Origin of the sequence: Amylibacter sp. SFDW26 (assembly GCF_009184395.1) — a bacterium.
Taxonomy (GTDB): Bacteria; Pseudomonadota; Alphaproteobacteria; order Rhodobacterales; family Rhodobacteraceae; genus Amylibacter.
The window spans coordinates 257,335-273,682 of record NZ_WEIC01000004.1 but is presented as its reverse complement, the minus strand read 5'-3'; the positions used below and the strand labels follow the sequence as shown (position 1 = coordinate 273,682).

General features: G+C 44.6%; 21 protein-coding genes and 2 tRNA genes. 13 read left to right on the top strand and 10 right to left on the bottom strand.

Going from position 1 to position 16,348, the window contains the following annotated elements:
• Nucleotides 1-6: 6 nt before the first annotated feature.
• The 7 genes from F9L33_RS13035 to F9L33_RS13005 all read right to left on the bottom strand — a co-directional run bounded on the left by F9L33_RS13035 (nt 7) and on the right by F9L33_RS13005 (nt 6,026).
• Nucleotides 7-1,527: a hypothetical protein gene (locus tag F9L33_RS13035; protein WP_152143229.1), complete on the bottom strand. Its 1,521-nt coding sequence runs from the start codon at nt 1,525-1,527 to the stop codon at nt 7-9.
• A gap of 7 nt (nt 1,528-1,534) precedes the next feature.
• Complete coding sequence (locus F9L33_RS13030; protein WP_152143228.1) at nt 1,535-1,915, bottom strand: GtrA family protein; 381 nt, start codon at nt 1,913-1,915, stop codon at nt 1,535-1,537.
• Nucleotides 1,912-2,604 (bottom strand): class I SAM-dependent methyltransferase, encoded by a 693-nt coding sequence (locus F9L33_RS13025; RefSeq protein ID WP_152143227.1) that lies wholly within the window; start codon nt 2,602-2,604, stop codon nt 1,912-1,914. The genes F9L33_RS13030 and F9L33_RS13025 overlap by 4 nt, the downstream gene beginning before the upstream one ends.
• Nucleotides 2,591-3,562 carry a glycosyltransferase family 2 protein gene (locus tag F9L33_RS13020; RefSeq protein WP_152143226.1) on the bottom strand — a complete coding sequence of 324 codons (972 nt, stop codon included), beginning with the start codon at nt 3,560-3,562 and terminating at the stop codon, nt 2,591-2,593. The genes F9L33_RS13025 and F9L33_RS13020 overlap by 14 nt, the downstream gene beginning before the upstream one ends.
• Before the next feature lie 92 nt (nt 3,563-3,654).
• Nucleotides 3,655-4,467 (bottom strand): class I SAM-dependent methyltransferase, encoded by an 813-nt coding sequence (locus tag F9L33_RS13015; protein ID WP_226804129.1) that lies wholly within the window; start codon nt 4,465-4,467, stop codon nt 3,655-3,657.
• 169 nt (nt 4,468-4,636) lie between these two features.
• Nucleotides 4,637-5,614, bottom strand: a complete 978-nt coding sequence (locus F9L33_RS13010; protein WP_152143224.1) for a fatty acid desaturase — start codon at nt 5,612-5,614, stop codon at nt 4,637-4,639.
• 337 nt (nt 5,615-5,951) lie between these two features.
• Nucleotides 5,952-6,026: transfer RNA gene (locus tag F9L33_RS13005), tRNA-Thr, on the bottom strand.
• A gap of 92 nt (nt 6,027-6,118) precedes the next feature.
• On the opposite strand from F9L33_RS13005, the gene F9L33_RS15805 reads away from it, so the two are divergent.
• From F9L33_RS15805 to F9L33_RS12980, 6 genes are read left to right on the top strand one after another with little or no spacing between them, the layout of a single operon-like run.
• Nucleotides 6,119-6,262, top strand: a complete 144-nt coding sequence (locus F9L33_RS15805; RefSeq protein WP_193222043.1) for a hypothetical protein — start codon at nt 6,119-6,121, stop codon at nt 6,260-6,262.
• A 6-nt stretch (nt 6,263-6,268) separates the two neighbouring features.
• Nucleotides 6,269-7,534, top strand: a complete 1,266-nt coding sequence (gene murA / locus F9L33_RS13000) for a UDP-N-acetylglucosamine 1-carboxyvinyltransferase (RefSeq protein ID WP_152143223.1) — start codon at nt 6,269-6,271, stop codon at nt 7,532-7,534.
• A complete protein-coding gene (locus F9L33_RS12995; protein ID WP_152143222.1) occupies nt 7,531-8,016 on the top strand; it encodes a DUF2948 family protein in 486 nt (161 codons plus the stop codon). The genes murA and F9L33_RS12995 overlap by 4 nt, the downstream gene beginning before the upstream one ends.
• A 3-nt stretch (nt 8,017-8,019) precedes the next feature.
• The gene (hisD, locus tag F9L33_RS12990) at nt 8,020-9,333 is read left to right on the top strand and encodes a histidinol dehydrogenase (protein WP_152143221.1); all 1,314 of its coding nucleotides are present in this window, start codon (nt 8,020-8,022) and stop codon (nt 9,331-9,333) included.
• Complete coding sequence (locus F9L33_RS12985) at nt 9,326-9,814, top strand: UPF0262 family protein (RefSeq protein WP_370452128.1); 489 nt, start codon at nt 9,326-9,328, stop codon at nt 9,812-9,814. Before hisD ends, F9L33_RS12985 begins: the two co-directional genes overlap by 8 nt.
• 5 nt (nt 9,815-9,819) lie before the next feature.
• On the top strand, nt 9,820-10,263 hold the full coding sequence (locus F9L33_RS12980) for a low molecular weight phosphatase family protein (RefSeq protein WP_152143220.1): 444 nt from the start codon (nt 9,820-9,822) through the stop codon (nt 10,261-10,263).
• Between the two features lie 39 nt (nt 10,264-10,302).
• Here the strand turns inward: F9L33_RS12980 and F9L33_RS12975 are convergent, their stop codons facing one another.
• Together F9L33_RS12975 and F9L33_RS12970 are read right to left on the bottom strand one after the other, a co-directional pair.
• Complete coding sequence (locus F9L33_RS12975) at nt 10,303-11,058, bottom strand: TylF/MycF/NovP-related O-methyltransferase (RefSeq protein WP_152143219.1); 756 nt, start codon at nt 11,056-11,058, stop codon at nt 10,303-10,305.
• A gap of 199 nt (nt 11,059-11,257) precedes the next feature.
• Nucleotides 11,258-11,722, bottom strand: coding sequence for a YHS domain-containing (seleno)protein (locus F9L33_RS12970; protein WP_152143218.1), 465 nt, complete (start codon nt 11,720-11,722; stop codon nt 11,258-11,260).
• Between the two features lie 224 nt (nt 11,723-11,946).
• Here F9L33_RS12970 and F9L33_RS12965 point away from each other — a divergent pair, with 224 nt between their 5' ends.
• From F9L33_RS12965 to F9L33_RS12940, 6 genes are all read left to right on the top strand, one after another.
• Nucleotides 11,947-12,747 carry a bifunctional 2-polyprenyl-6-hydroxyphenol methylase/3-demethylubiquinol 3-O-methyltransferase UbiG gene (locus F9L33_RS12965; protein ID WP_152143217.1) on the top strand — a complete coding sequence of 267 codons (801 nt, stop codon included), beginning with the start codon at nt 11,947-11,949 and terminating at the stop codon, nt 12,745-12,747.
• Nucleotides 12,748-13,110: 363 nt separating this feature from the next.
• Complete coding sequence (gene infA / locus F9L33_RS12960; RefSeq protein WP_069301276.1) at nt 13,111-13,329, top strand: translation initiation factor IF-1; 219 nt, start codon at nt 13,111-13,113, stop codon at nt 13,327-13,329.
• A gap of 4 nt (nt 13,330-13,333) precedes the next feature.
• Nucleotides 13,334-13,918, top strand: coding sequence for a nucleoside triphosphate pyrophosphatase (locus F9L33_RS12955; protein ID WP_152143216.1), 585 nt, complete (start codon nt 13,334-13,336; stop codon nt 13,916-13,918).
• Entirely contained in the window at nt 13,915-14,958 is a 1,044-nt protein-coding gene (locus F9L33_RS12950; RefSeq protein WP_152143215.1) for a ribonuclease E/G, read from the top strand. The genes F9L33_RS12955 and F9L33_RS12950 overlap by 4 nt, the downstream gene beginning before the upstream one ends.
• Complete coding sequence (locus F9L33_RS12945; protein WP_152143214.1) at nt 14,955-15,137, top strand: DNA gyrase inhibitor YacG; 183 nt, start codon at nt 14,955-14,957, stop codon at nt 15,135-15,137. Before F9L33_RS12950 ends, F9L33_RS12945 begins: the two co-directional genes overlap by 4 nt.
• Before the next feature lie 86 nt (nt 15,138-15,223).
• Nucleotides 15,224-15,298 (top strand) — tRNA-Phe (locus tag F9L33_RS12940).
• 405 nt (nt 15,299-15,703) lie between these two features.
• Here the strand turns inward: F9L33_RS12940 and F9L33_RS16080 are convergent.
• The gene (locus tag F9L33_RS16080; protein WP_152143213.1) at nt 15,704-16,015 is read right to left on the bottom strand and encodes an RHS repeat-associated core domain-containing protein; all 312 of its coding nucleotides are present in this window, start codon (nt 16,013-16,015) and stop codon (nt 15,704-15,706) included.
• Here F9L33_RS16080 and F9L33_RS12930 point away from each other — a divergent pair.
• On the top strand, nt 15,997-16,290 hold the full coding sequence (locus F9L33_RS12930) for a hypothetical protein (RefSeq protein ID WP_152143212.1): 294 nt from the start codon (nt 15,997-15,999) through the stop codon (nt 16,288-16,290). The two genes, F9L33_RS16080 and F9L33_RS12930, sit on opposite strands and share 19 nt — an antisense overlap.
• Nucleotides 16,291-16,348: the final 58 nt, after the last annotated feature.

The following is a 16,348-nucleotide window of genomic DNA, read 5'->3' as shown; positions in this document are numbered from 1 at the left end:
TACCTATTAGCTTAATTCGTTAACACATCCTTTTCGACGGTAAGTTTGAAACCCTTGAAACTCATCAACAAGCTTGTATTTTACCCAAGCCAATTTGAAACGCTCATCACCTTTGAAGTAATCAATGTAATCAAATGATGAACCTTGAAAGTAAGATTTATGATCGCGCACATCGACAATAATTAATTGTGGGTGGACGCGCATAAAGTCGTCGACGACAGTTTTACGGGATTGTTCAATAGCTGCATTCAAAGCCATACGCTCGGTATCATCCGTGACATTTTCCAACTGATGGATGACGCCAGGGAATATCCATAATCCTGGGGCGCGATTTGCTGGCGTAGCATTCGCAAAGTTTGCGAGAGGGAAACTGGGGGATACGTTCGAGCCAAACACCTGGTAGCTCCGCGCACCTGCAGGGCATGAAAAATGTTGGGCAAACTGTTTATAGAATGGATTCTCATACGTTCCATTTTTAAGTGCAGGTACGAGAATAAGCGCTAAAGAAGCAGTCCCAATTAAAAAACCGTACAGTCGTGTTTTTATATCTTCGAATAACGAAATCGTAAGCCAGGCTAGAAATATAAATGCGAACGATTGAAATGGAATTATTTGATACCCCCATCCCTTCGACTGTATCAAATAAGAACCGAGCCCACCTAAGCAAGCAGCAGCACAAACCGAAGCAGAAAAGGAGGATTTTTTAATTGATGGCAACAGGAATGCGACAAGGAGTGCAAATATCATCAGAGATATCACAGAGGCCCCCTTTCTAATTACAATTAGAAAGCCCTCTTCATATGCCCCATATGTCAGCACCGTTTGTGGGATGATATTGTTGAAATATTCTGGATGTAAAAACAATGAAGCCAACACATAAAGGATGCAGAATACAAGAACCGTTACATTCAATGTGCTGGCTATTGGCCGAAGAGATCGTGCATAGACGCAATGAGCCATGGTTATACAAAGTGGGATTGCAAGAAAGTAAGGTTTTATCGCAAAACCGAGAGCAGCAAATAAACCAATTGCAATAATATGCTTTTGAGGTAAATCGACATGCATTGGCTTGGAAAGACTTAATGCTACATAAGGCCAAGCAAATAAAACCATTAAATGTTCGCGTTGCGCAAAATTATGAATTGGCACAATCATTAAGGCAAAGCTAGCACCGATTGTCAGCGCCGCAACCTGGGCGCTTGAATGCAATTGATTGCGGGTTAATATAAAATGAGCCCAAAGCACAGAAATTGTTGCAATTACTAATACATAGACCTTCATTACGGTCACTGCATTCCAATTAAAGACTTGGGACACATAAACGGGTGGCACAGTTAAGTAATAAGCAAGTGGTGGGTTCAATTCTAGTATTTCATCATAAATGCGCACACCTTCCAACCACCAACCTGTTGAGATTAGATACCAACTGGTATCATGATTTAATTGGCCATCCCCAAGCATATAGGAACAAAGTAAAAGGACCGATATAAATGAAAGGATGGTAGGGAGTTGGTATGGTTTTGACATGGGTGATTTATACTTCTGAAAAAACGAAAAACTTTAAGAGAATGAACGACACGACAGGCACTGTAATTAAGACTGTTATATAGGATACTATAGGGGCCTGCGTCTGTAAAAGAATTGGGATAATTGTAGAAAGCAACAACCCGATGATTGTAGATATCATAAACCTAAACATTTGTTTTTTGGAGGTTTGTGTTGGTGAGAATGTAAAACACCTATGCCCTACAAATGAAAATACAGCCGAAAATACGAACGCTAAAAAGGATGCCCATATTGTCGCCAGATCAAACAAGCGGTCTAGCGTTAAGGCCAGAATGAAATATATAATGGCGGCTCCACCGCCGATTGTTACAAAGCGTAATACTTGAAGTAAACCTGCTTTATTTATCATCTAGGAATTCCAATCGCCGCATATTGTGCCCCCAACGGCAACCACCCTATCCGACGTTCAATAGATCGTATAATTGGTTTGTTTGTGGGAAAAAAAACAAAATGCCTTGTCTTAACACAATCAAGATTAGCTTGGCGTAAACGTTTTCGCATTGGACGTGCACCGAGTAGAACAGCATCTTCATCAAAGGGACAACGTGCCACAGACAGTCGCGTTGCCGGGTTGATAGGATTGTGTTCGATCAAGCAAACCAACCCGCCTGGCCGCACGACACGTGTTTTTTCAGACAGAAAGTTATCCCAGAGATTTGTCGGTACGTGATGCATCACACAAACTGCTAGTGACATATCAACGGAATTATCAGCAAAGGGTAGAGTATGACCTTCGTAATACTGATAATCGTGCATAGGGTTATTAATCTTGGCTTTAGTTATGCTTTCAGCAGATACATCCACACCATGAATTTTAGTAAACATCTTATCTATGTATGGGTGTAAAGCCCCGACGCCACAACCCACATCCAAAAGTGTTTTACGAGAATTATCAGGTAAATACTGCTCTATTAGATCTTTTATTATTAAAGCTTTGGATTCTTGGAAAAAACTATGACGTAAACCTGAGAACTCCACGGATTTCTCAACTGTCTCAACGTAATTATCCCGGTATTCGTCAAATTCATCCTTTGACATGAGCACGTTTACCTTTGGGAGTTGGAATAACTGCTTCAACTTCTTCTAAAACAAAATACAAAGGGCGTTGCTTAGCTTCATTGTGAATCCGACCAACATATAAACCTATAACACCGCTAATCAGTAAGTTCATGCCGCTTAGAAACGATAAGATGACTACAGTCGAGGCCCAACCAGCGACAAGTTGATCTGTAAACATCGCGATGATCAAAATATAAAGCCCATATGAAATAGCACCAACAGACACCAGCACCCCCATCCACAAAGCAAGACGTAAGGGCGCATCAGAAAACCCTACGAGTCCATCAATAGCCAATTTCATCATTTTACCTAGCGGGTATTTCGTGACACCAGCCTCGCGTTCATCCCGATCAAAACGCACAATCGACTGTTTGAAACCAACCCACGAAAACATTCCTCGTAAAAATCGATCCCTTTCTGGCATTTGGCGAAAAGCATTCAAAACTTTCGCATCAATCAAGCGAAAATCACCTACATCGCGCGGTATATCAATTGATGAAAGGCGTTTAAGAATACTGTAAAAAACCATTGCTGATTTCTTTTTAAACCAAGTTTCCCCTTGCCTGCGGTTTCGTTGAGCATGCACAATTTCATTGCCCTCTTTCCAACTCGCAATCAACTCATGGACAACCTCAGGTGGGTCTTGTAAGTCCGCATCCATGATAATGATGGCTTCACCAGAAGCTTTATTCAATCCCGCAGTTACAGCTATCTGATGTCCGAAATTACGAGATAGCCGTATCAGTTTCATTTCTGGATTAGCGTTAATTGCTTTTGCAATAATAGCCGCACTCTTATCTTTACTGCCGTCATCAACAAATATCACTTCGGCAGAAGCATCAAGGTCATCAATAACCCTACGCAAGCGTTTTATGAGTAATGGCAGAACATCTTCTTCGTTCATGAAGGGAATAACAAAACTATATTTTGAAGACATTGGCTTCCTTCACTGCATCAGAGGTATTGTGCATCACTAAAACGGCTCACCCCATAAAAATCAAGCATTCATAGATGGATTAACAAGCCAGCTTAATTCTTACTATCATCGCTATGGCTCAGTGTTATGAACATTTGGGATGTATCGGAGAATGGGCCACGCAAAATATCAAATGCCGCTCCCAACAGCGTTGAAACTTTATATAACCAATGGCGATGCATACCTTTGGAATAATCTACTTTGATCAAGCCATATTTCTGAGCTAAAGCTGTAACAGATACGGCCCAAAATGGCGCGCCTTGGGTCAGTTGGGACTGCGTGACTTTCAAGCCAACCTCTTGTGCTAAGCTTTCAAAACTTGATTGCGTGAAGAGCACAAAATGGCGCGGCGTATGAAAACCACCCCAATTATTATTCTTGAATAATTTCGCATCCAGAGAATTGAAGTTTGGTGTTTTAATTAAGACACAACCATTCCCGCTGAGCAGAGATTTTATTTGTAATAGAACGGCACGAGGATCTTTCACATGTTCAATAAGGTTTAGCATAAGGATAACATCAAACTTGCCATCATAGGTGAACATTTCAATAGGCCCCAAATGAAAATTATGACCTTTCGCAATCGCCTTTTCTTGGGCTTTTTGGTCTAAATCCACAACCCAAGTTTCACCAAATTTGCGATCCATTTGTTTGAACAAATCCAAAAGCCACCCGTCACCACCACCAACATCTAAAATATTTAATGCTGTGTTTTGTGGAAAATGGTCAGTGATTTTTCTGAATAATCGTAAATCTAAATAGTTTTTTATTTTTTGCGCTAATGTTTCTTGTGCCCCACCAAAGGCATAGTAATTACTGGGGTAAATTAGATCAAGTTGATCATCCAACATTGGAGAAACGAACAAGATATCGCAGGCCCTACAATTGTAAAATGAATAAGTGTCGGAAGTGGTCGCATATTCAACATCTTTAGCCTCTGCGTATAGTTCAACTTCATCATTTCGACAAAGAGGGCACTGATGCGTTTGGTTTGATGGCATGATGTCTTAATCTCTTAAGTTTTAAAGTTACTTATCAAGAACTCTTCAAGAGGTCTACAAAAACGCGACCATAACTAGAACTGCGCTTATCAATTGTCTCTGCAAGCTGTGTATCACTGATATAGGCTAATACGTTATCATAAACTGTATAAGATAGCCTTGGTTCCCAGTGGTGAATTAAGTGTTTATTAAACCCAGCAGCTCCAAATGTCCTAGAAAAAATATCATCCCCGAATATACGTGTCATAGCGCCGTGATCAACTTCACTATAATCAATTTGTGGATTTGCATCTAACGAACGGTGCTCAAGAATTTGACGAACCGCGCCAAAGAATGGAAATACAATTGCTATACCGATCCCCCATGAAAATAACGCGATCCATTCCTGAGTGATAAACAATAGACCCAATATTGAACAATGTAGGATAAGCCCCGCTATTAATATTCCAGAGATACGTGGCTTTCCGCCGTCATTTGGTTTAACTTGATCCACTATTTTTTTGCGATTCATAATGACTTCGACAACGCGTATTCCAAGTAACATTTTAAAAATCATAATGATGTTAAAAGGGAAGAAGTAAGAATTCTCACTGTCCTCCGTAGTGCCTAAAGCACGGTGATGTTGAAAGTGGATTTTTCGATAATCTTTTATTGAAGAACCAACAAGGATACCAATGGCGAAATTACCAATAAACTCATTATTTTCCTTTTTAGCAGCCATGTTGTAATGTGCTGCTTCGTGAATAAAAAGTTGGATATATGCAAACCAATACCCAATCAAGAAGCTTCCTGCGAGGATTGCTAGAATTGATATCGGCCATGAGCTTAAGGGGAGAAAACACAGGACCAATAATGTTGTAACCAAAGCCATATGCCCCAGAAGCAAGTCGCGTTGAGCCACGCGAAAATTAGGCGTTAAGGTTCTTAAAAAATCCGAGTAACTCACCCCTTGTGAGTTCTTAATCTCGCTTTTCACTTTATTAAATGATGTGGAGTTATCGTCGAAATCCAATTTTTGTCCCTATCGAATTTATTTTACGCCACCATATTCATGGATATAGTATTTGCAAACTCTATAAAGAATTTATTTAAACATTAACAAACCAGCTATGCGATACACTTAAACTTGCAGTATATCATGAATGTCAACTTCTGGACAGATGACCTTCCTTTCTATTTCCCAACTGAATGTCTGCTCTCCGCCCTTAGTTACCAAACGATATCGTTTTCAAGCGCGATTTGTCATCAAAAGCTGCCATTCATCCAATGATTTAGTTCCGTATCGGCCCTAATGGCAATAAATCCGCCAAAATGGCAAACTTGCCTGACCTTTTACAACTTGAAGGAAATGGTGCTGCTGGGGAGAATTGAACTCCCGACCTCGTCATTACCAATGACGCGCTCTACCACTGAGCTACAGCAGCACAATGAGCGCTTTTTATCGCAAGCCAGACGAAACGCAAGGGATAAAGCACTTTGTCTAGACCCCGCACAAAGCTTATTGTAAAGGGGTGCCATGACTGAAAAAGAAAAGCCAATGACAGCCAAAGAAAAAGCCGCAGCAGAACGTGCTGAACGGCTGCGCAAGCAGTTGCGCGAAAATCTGCAAAGGCGCAAAGCACAAAGTCGTACACGAAAAGCGGCAGACACTAAGGGGTAAAGGCAGATGGATTCGATTATCGTACGGGGCAATGGCCCTTTGAGTGGTGAAATCCCTATTGCGGGCGCAAAAAACGCTGCCCTAACATTGATGCCAGCAACTTTGCTAACAGACGAACCTTTGACCCTAACAAATGTACCGCGTTTATCTGACATCAAGACAACCAACGAATTGCTATCCTCTTTGGGCACCGAAGTGGCTGTGTTGCAAGGCGGTCAAATCATCGTCTTAGATACCCACAAGATTACAAACCACACAGCACATTATGACATCGTGCGCAAAATGCGCGCGTCAATCTTGGTTCTTGGCCCAATGCTGGCGCGTGATGGCGAAGCAGTTGTTTCCCTGCCTGGCGGTTGCGCTATTGGCGCGCGCCCCGTTGACCTACACCTCAAAGGCCTTGAAGCTTTAGGTGCGGAAATCGAATTGAAAGAAGGCTACGTTCACGCCAAAGCCCCAACAGGCCTAAAGGGCGCTGTAATTGAGTTGGAATTCGCATCTGTTGGTGCCACAGAAAACCTGCTTATGGCAGCTACGCTTGCCAAGGGTACAACCGTTATCAAAAACGCAGCCCGCGAACCTGAAATCGTAGATCTTGCCGATTGCTTGCGTAAAATGGGCGCACAAATCAGCGGTGACGGCTCAACAGACATCACCATTGAAGGCGTAGAAAAACTACACGGCGCAACCCACCCTGTTGTCACGGATCGCATCGAGCTTGGCACATATATGCTGGCCCCTGTCATCGCTGGCGGCGAAGTTGAATTACTGGGCGGGCGTATCAACCTTTTAGCGGCATTTTGTGAAAAACTAGACGCTTGCGGCATCTCAGTCACAGAAACCAAGCGTGGTCTGAAAGTCGCCAGCCGCAATGGCCGTATCAAAGGCGTAGATGTTGTAACCGAACCGTTCCCGGGCTTTCCAACGGATCTGCAAGCGCAAATGATGGCAATGCTATGTACAGCGGACGGCACATCAGTGCTGGAAGAAACCATCTTTGAAAACCGCTTTATGCACGCCCCTGAATTGATCCGCATGGGCGCATCCATCGAAGTCAGTGGCGGCACAGCCACAGTGACTGGTGTTGAGAAACTTAAAGGTGCACCCGTCATGGCGACGGATCTACGCGCCTCTGTATCCCTTATCCTTGCAGGACTTGCTGCCGAAGGTGAAACAATCGTATCACGCGTTTATCACTTGGATCGCGGCTATGAGCGTTTAGAAGATAAACTTTCCGCCTGTGGTGCGAATATCGAAAGGGTATCTGAGTGACCCAACAAGACGCTAAATTCGAAGATGGCATTGAACAATCATTACGTCTTATCGCACAAGATGTAGATGATCTAAGTGTGATCTCGACACTTATTCAAGATGCAGTGTTGCCCTTAAAAGAAACATCATGGCAACCATCGGCCAATCGATTTGGCCTGTTGCTCAACCGCTTCCGTTGGGAAGATAAAACACAGGCTGAACGCGGCAACCGTGTCTATGAACGCGTGCAAGCCATGCTGGTTGTGAACAACGTTTTAAAAGTGTCCTCTATGGGCATCGATAAATCTGACAAAGACCAAATCATTTCAATCTTATCTATTGATTTCAAAGCAGGAAAAGACGGCGAAGGTCAGGTTATTTTCACATTAGCTGGCGATGGTGCCTTGGCTTTGGATGTAGAGTGCTTAGATGTCACGTTGAAAGACGTCACAAAACCCTACAAGGCAGTATCCAAATCTGCACCAAATCATACGGTCGAATAAACAATGCCTATCGTTCTAAACATCAAAGACGCCGATTTCGAAGCGTCATTTGTAGCGTTTCTAAACAACAAACGCGAAACCACCGTCGAGGTGGATGATGCTGTTGCGGCCATCATCAGCGATGTTCAGACACGCGGTGATGACGCTGTGATTGAATTGACATCCAAATTCGATGGCTTTGATCTGACACCAGAAACATTGGCGTTCACCAAAGACGAAATCGACGCAGCTATTGCAGAAGTGCCAGAGGCAGAAGCAGAAGCATTAGAGCTCGCAGCAACCCGTATTCGCGATTACCATAAGAAACAGTTGCCACAAGACGAATGGTGGGAAGATGCATCAGGCGCAAAACTAGGCTGGCGCTGGTCAGCTGTCGAAGCCGCAGGTCTGTATGTACCAGGCGGCCTTGCCTCTTACCCCTCATCTGTCTTGATGAACGCCATTCCAGCCAAAGTTGCAGGAGTTGACCGCTTATCAATCTGTGCTCCAACCCCAAATGGCCAATACAATCCGCTGGTTCTATTGGCTGCACGCCTAGCAGGTGTTGAAACTGTTTATCGTATTGGCGGTGCCCAAGCGATTGCCGCAATGGCATATGGTACAAACACAATCGAAAAAGTTGATACCATCACAGGTCCTGGCAATGCATTCGTAGCCGCCGCAAAGCGCCGTGTGTATGGCACTGTTGGCATCGATATGATCGCAGGTCCCTCAGAAATCCTTGTCATCGCTGATAAAGACAACGATCCAGACTGGATTGCCATTGATATGCTGTCTCAAGCAGAACACGACGAAAGCGCACAAGCGATCCTGATCACAAATGATGCAAAATTCGGCGATAAAGTCATCGCAGCCATCGAAAAACGCTTAGAAACACTAGAGCGTCGCGATATCGCCCGCAAAAGTTGGGAAGATTTCGGCGCTGTTATCATCGTTGATGACCTATTTGAGGCGGCACAATTATCCGACCGCATCGCACCAGAACACCTAGAACTTTGTCTCGCTGATGCCGAAGAATACTCAAAATCCATACGCCACGCAGGTGCAATATTCATCGGCGCATGGACACCAGAAGCCATTGGCGACTACATTGGCGGCCCAAATCACGTGTTGCCAACAGCACGATCCGCAAGATTTTCGTCAGGTTTGTCGGTTTTGGACTTTATGAAACGCACAACATTGGCCAAGATGACACCAAACGCCCTTGCAGCAATCGGACCTGCCGCTGAAACATTGGCAAAATCCGAAAGCCTAGAGGCACATGGGCTGTCCGTACGGGCACGGCTTGATAAATTGAACGAAAGTAACGATGGCTGAGATTTCTTACCTAACCCACATCGAATTGGATGACACAGGCCTCCCTGCCCCAACGCCCGAAGTGGATCAAGAACGAAAGATCGCAATCTATGATCTGATCGAGGACAATGCATTCGGCCTTCCAGACAAAGGCGATGCCCCAACACCCGCTGGCCCATACAAATTAACACTTTCTATCCAAGACAAGCGTTTGGTTTTTGATATCGTCACAGAACAAGACGATAAAGCGGGTGAATTTCACCTGTCTTTGTCCCCTTTCCGTGACACCATCAAAGACTACTTCCAAATCTGCGAAGCATATTTTGACGCCGTCAAAAGTCTGCCAGCCGCCCAAATCGAAGCGATTGATATGGGCCGTCGCGGCATCCATGATGAAGGCGGCCGTTTGGTACAAGAACGTCTTGAAGGCAAAATCGAAACAGACAAACGCACAGCAAGGCGTCTTTTCACCTTGATCTGCGTTCTGCATTTCCGCGGGTAATCATCATGTCTGACACGCCATCTGCCGTTCTATTTTGCTGTGATCATAATTCTATCCGCTCGCCTATGGCTGAAGGATTGATGAAAAACCTAGTTGGCACAAAAATCTTCATCCAGTCCGCAGGCGTCAAAGGCGATAATGATGTGGACGGCTTTGCCGTAGCTGTCTGTAAAGAACTCGACGTAGAATTATCCAAACACAAATCCCGCTCCTTCGAAGAACTCGAAGATTGGGGCGACCGCCTAGACAGCTTTGATCTTGTTATCGCCCTATCCCCAACATCCCACAGACGTATTGCTGAACTGACAAAAAACAGCGCCGTAGATGTGGAGTATTGGGAAACCGCCGATCCAACAGGATCAGGCGAAAATCGCGAAGATAAACTAGCGGCTTACCGCGCCGTTCGAGACGACATCATCGCAAACATCAAAAAACGCTTCTTAAGTTAGTATTTAAAATTTGGTCAGAATTATTTACAAAGGTAAATACTAACGCATTAAGATGCCCTGTCCCGTGGGAACAGTAAATATCATTTTACCTTTAGATGCAGCAAACTCATTCCAAGCCTTATTCTGATCTTCATGTCCCCCAAAACCAAAGTCATCTAGTACGATCATAGCCCCAGTAGACATGCGGTCCCAGATAGCTTCGGCAACGGCCATTTCTGCAACAACGGAATTCAAATCAATTGAGGCATACGCAATTTTGCCAATGCCAGATGTTTCTATAGTTTCAGGCAAGCGCCCCTGTATGAACTCAATATTTTTAAAAGGTGAAAATACTTCTTTTGCGACTTCAAGAATATCTGTCGAGTAGATTGTATCATTCATTTTCTTTGTATGAGCAATTTCAGCGGGTGTCGCCATATCTTCTGGAATACCAGTAAAAGTATCATACAGGAAAAACCGTTTTCCAGTTTTCTCAAAATCAATTGTTTTCAACACCATTGATGAGAGTATTCCAGTATTCACCCCAAACTCTGCAAAATCACCTTCAATATCCAAACAGCTTGATGCAGCCCATGCACATACATGGCAGCGCCAACGAATATCAGGTGTTGTTCCGCCCCAATATGGGTCATTAAGCTTCGTTGTTTCTCGCCACGACTTACTGAAATTCTCATCATCTAAGAATGGTACGAATTTTTTCCGTACAGCAAATCCATCAGCCGCATATGTAAATTTGAACGGCGCGCCACAAACAGCTTTTCGAAAGCCAGTTAATAATCGCTGATATATATTCATTTAGCCAGAACCTATTCTTTATTAACATGCATCCACAGTTCTCATATTAACCGCACATATGCTAAATTAAATTTCCATTTAATTATCTCTATGAAGAAAAAACCATTAATCTGCAATACATTCATCATTTTCATTGATTATGAATGTATTTCAAAATGCGAATTAATTTGAACCGCTATATTATTCGGCGCATTTTGTTTTATAAGCTATCCCAATAAGCCTGCGCCTTTGCAATCATCGCATCTGGGCCTTTGTCAAACAGGTCGCGACCAATAGGTGCAAAAAACAAATACAATTTATCCCCGCGGATACGCCAAACCTTTGGATCACCAGGCACAACCTTACGAATGGACATCGCCCGCGTGCAATGACCGCCAAACTGTGGAGCAAAAGCAGTTGGATTAGCCTTAAACATCGCCGCCTCTTTAGCAGTTGCAAACTGCCACTTTGCCCCCTTCCAATCGACCACATTCGCATCGGTACCTTTAGCAGGTCCACCTTTTTCGAAATAAGCTGTCGTATCAAACCCTTTGATGGCAACGCCTTTACCAGTCTTGGAAATACGGTCCTTTGCAAAGGATGGAAGAGCCATGAAAGATGCAGTACCCACAATGCTCAATGCCATCATTTCACGGCGTTTCAATGTGTAATTAATGTTTGGCATAATTTGTCTCCATCTAAAATGTGAATATTTGTATAAAGGTTCTCTTAATAGGCTACAAAACACCAATCACATTTCATTGTGGTTAGAATACAAATAGTAATTAGGCTCTACCTGCTAGCAAGAATGAATATCTGCTATGAGCCCTTTTTACATATTGCTACGATGTAGCGAATAGTTAATGTTCGACGAAAATAGAAAGATGCATTTAAGAAAGATTTTTCAAAATGGTAGATGACATTCGTTCCATAACTCAAGCCAACAAAGCCGCATGGGAGGCTTCAGCCCGACTTCATGAAACAGGCAAGGAATGGGATGATTTATTGGCGGCGGCTGCAAAGCCTGAGTTTAGCGTATTGGACGCATGTTTGACCACTACACTTCAAGGTATCGATATAAATGGGCGGAATGCTGTTCAAATCGGCTGTAATAATGCGCGTGAACTCCTTTCTCTTGCTTCTCTTGGCGCAGTGCCTGCCCTTGGTATTGATCAATCCGAATCCTTTCTAAAACAGGGTCAAAAACTTGCAGAGTTAGCGGGGCAAGCCCCACTCCTATTAGAAGCTGATATCTATGATTTACCAGAGAATCTCGGAACCTATGACCTTGTTTTGATCACGATAGGAGTCCTCAATTGGATGCCCGACCTTCAAAGTTTTTTCGAAGTTGTGCGAAGACTAATGTCTCCTCATGCCATGCTCGTCATCTATGAAACTCATCCGTTTATGGAGGTTTTCGACCCAGCAACCGATAGACCCCACGAGCCAAGTTTCAGCTATTTTGATCGCAGTCCACAAGAGGTTAACGAAGCGATAGCTTATGATGGTCTCGACCATGGCGTTGGGGAAACTGGGTATTGGTTCATTCACAGTCTGGGAGATATTCTAACGTCCGCGGTCTCTGCTGGATTGAGAATTCGCCAGCTGACCGAACATGCACATACAATTCGCGAACCAGAATACGATATTTATTGTAATCGCAAAGCTCAAATCCCAATGAGTTATACCCTTGTCACGGATTTGAACTAACCGTTCCCGACGGTAGCTTTGTCCCCCATAGCAGATATTGAGCATGGTTTCCATTCTACACAAAATGAAAGTCATACCAATCTTCGCATAAATTTAACGAATATTGCGCTCTTCACCCGCTAAAATTAACCATTCTTAACAAAACACACATATTCTTATGCCGTACAGCTGTCATACGTCCTGTGCACGCCGATCATACGCAAATCATACACCCATTTCTGCCAATAATCTGTTGCATTAACTTACATTAACCATCTGAAACGCACCGTTAAGCCCCTTTTTACTTGTAATTCTCCCGAAACCCCATCATGTAACCCCGCAAAGGGATTTTATCCCCCATACAGTTACAAACTAGGAGTAAACATGGCTAAAGAAGAACTTCTCGAATTCGATGGTGTCGTTGTTGAGCTTCTGCCGAATGCGACATTTCGGGTAGAGCTAGAGAACGGCCATGAGATTATCGCCCACACAGCTGGCAAAATGCGCAAAAACCGCATTCGCGTTTTGGCTGGTGACAAGGTTCAGGTGGAAATGACACCTTATGACCTGACTAAGGGCCGCATCAACTACCGCTATAAGTAAAACCATGAAATTGGTTCTGGGGTCAGCCAGTCCACGCAGGCAAGAATTGCTTGCGCAAATCGGCGTTATACCAAGTGATATCCGCCCTGCGGATATCGATGAAACCCCACAAAAGGCAGAGCTACCTTTATCCTATGCTCGCCGCATCACAGCCAATAAATTACAAGCAATTGATCACACAGATGATGAAATCGTTTTATGTGCTGATACTGTTGTTTCTGTTGGCCGTCGCATCCTTGGCAAACCATCGAATGAAGCACAAGCCATTGAATACTTAAGTCTTTTATCAGGTCGCCGTCACCGTGTGATCACTGCAGTTGCTCTTAAAACCAAAGATTGCGTGATTGAAAAACAGGTCACTACAGCCGTAAAATTCAAAGTCCTATCAGATATAGAACTCTCTGGTTATATCCGCTCAAACGAATGGCAAGGCAAAGCTGGTGCTTATGCCATCCAAGGTATTGCCGCCGCATTCATCCCATGGATCAACGGATCCTATAGCAGCGTCGTAGGCCTTCCTCTAACAGAAGTTGCAGGCATGTTATCAGGCGTTGGATACCCATTAGATTACAACAGGACCTCATCATGAAAAAAGGAACCGTTGTCGCCATAGACACAATAGAGGGCCAACGCGCCGCTGCCATGTTGGAAAATGGCAAGCTGGTTGACCTGCTTGTGGATCCCACATCAGATGCCCCGCGCCCGAATGCGATTTACCGTGCAAAAGCGACGCAACCCATGAAGGGTCAAAATGGTCTGATCCTGAACTTGGGCAACGGTCAAAAAGGTTTTTTGAAACAAGCCAAGGGAATCGCTCCAGGAACCACGATGCTGGTTCAGGTTGTAACACACGCAGAACCAGGCAAAGCCGCACCTGTGGTTAATAAACTGTTATTCAAAAGCCGCTACGCTATCGTTACACCGAACAATCCAGGCATTAATATTGCCCGCGGCATCCGAGACGAAGAAGAACAATTGCGTTTACGTGAAATAGCACATGAAGCTTTCGCAGATGCGCCTGAAAACTGCGGTCTAATCTTGCGCTCTGCATGTAACGAAGCAGCAGAAGATGATGTCTATGCTGATATCACGGCTATGACACAAACAGCCAATGCTGTCCTTGCAGATGCATCTGGCGAGCCTGAGTTGTTGTTAGACGCCCCTGACGCTGCTGAACAGGCATGGGTGAACTGGCCCGATGCAGATGAAGTCATCGCCGAGGATGAATGCTTTGAAACATTAGGCGTCTGGGATCATCTTTATGCCCTTGGTCGCACTGAATGCCTACTTTCAGGCGGTGCTTCGATGGTTATAGAGCCCACACGCGCCCTTGTAGCCGTAGATGTGAACACTGGTTCTGATTTCTCGCTTACGGCGGGTCTTAAGGCGAATATAGCCACGGCTAAAGATTTACCACGTCAACTACGCCTACGCGGCTTAGGCGGCCAGATCGTCATTGATTTCGCGCCAAGCCCAAAGAATGAGCGCCGTACAATCGAAACCGAACTACGCCGCGCTTTCAAAGCAGATGGTATTGATACAATCCTTGTCGGTTGGACCACGTTGGGCCATTATGAGTTACAAAGAAAACGCGAACGTTTACCCCTATCCGAAGTGATATCTCTATGAGCTGCCCTATGTGCGATAAAGACACCAAAGCCAAGTACCGCCCGTTTTGTTCAAAACGTTGCGCTGACTTAGATTTGGGAAAATGGCTTACAGGCGGATACGCAATTCCAACCATGGAAACTGACGAAGAAGACAGCGTTCCGGCAGGTTTTTCCGAAGAAAATCAGAAATTACACTAACAGCGCATATTACCTCTTGCGCAACGGGACACCCTATCCTAAAACGCCCCGACCCAGCGGTGTAAATCATATCATCGCAAACTCGTGCCCGAGTAGCTCAGGGGTAGAGCAGTGGACTGAAAATCCTCGTGTCGGTGGTTCAAATCCGCCCTCGGGCACCATTAAATCAAAGACTTAGCAAAAACTAAAAAATCTTAGGCTCGTAATAGTCTATGTATCTCATATATTGCGCTCTCACCACATCCGATCCGCAATCTCCAACTCCTCAGGCCCAACAGCATTGGCATAGATTGCAGTGGTGCAAATATCAGCATGTCCCATCCATTTCTGTAACATGTTCAACTACATGCCTGAACGGACAACGTTGATGCCGTAGCCGTGGCGTAAACCCTTACTCCCACACCAAGCCCAGAAGCAAGCCCCCCTACGGCCAATTCTTTCCAGTTAATACACTTTAAATTAAATCCATTAAGTGCTAATTGCGTTCCTAAATCTACTAATGCACCAAGTACAGCAGCAACGCACCAGGGGCATTGTCCAGTTGGGTCACTATAACGATTAGGACTCTACCTTGCATACCCATACACGCTCGCTCCATCGACAAGTCCGAGTGGATCGCCTTGGATGTATCTGCCCGTGGTCGGATCGTAATCCCTCATCCAGTTTTGGTGGAGGCCACTTTCACCGCCGAACCATTGGCCTGGGAAGCGGAGGTTTAGGGCTTGGGGGCTGGTTGTGGCGTGTAAGGCTCCAAACGGTTCCCAATCCGCGATACCGATGACGGTGCCATCTTGGATCGTCGAGAAATGTCGGGCGGCCGATGTGGTCTGTGCGGACGTAGAAGGTGAAGCCCTCTGTAATGGCTGCCACAAGCTCACCGTTTAGCCAGATGTATTCCGCTAATATGGCGCCCGTGTCACCGCGGTATTCGGCAATCCTATTCCCGTCTAGATCGTGGACCGCGTGCACAACAATATCTTTGGGTGTGGCTGCACAATATGGGGCAGATAATTACAAAGGTGTGTTTGCTGGGAGTAATGCTCCAAGGCAGGATACAACAGGGTCAATATCTGTAACTGCACTGTTTCCAAACCTGAAAGTCTACGGCTTTGCTCCACAGTTATACAAAAGCAGTTTTGTCTTGCCTCCGTAAAACTGTTCCTAAGTTTAGTTAACTTTGGAGAGGCAAGACATTTGAGGGTTGATCGCCA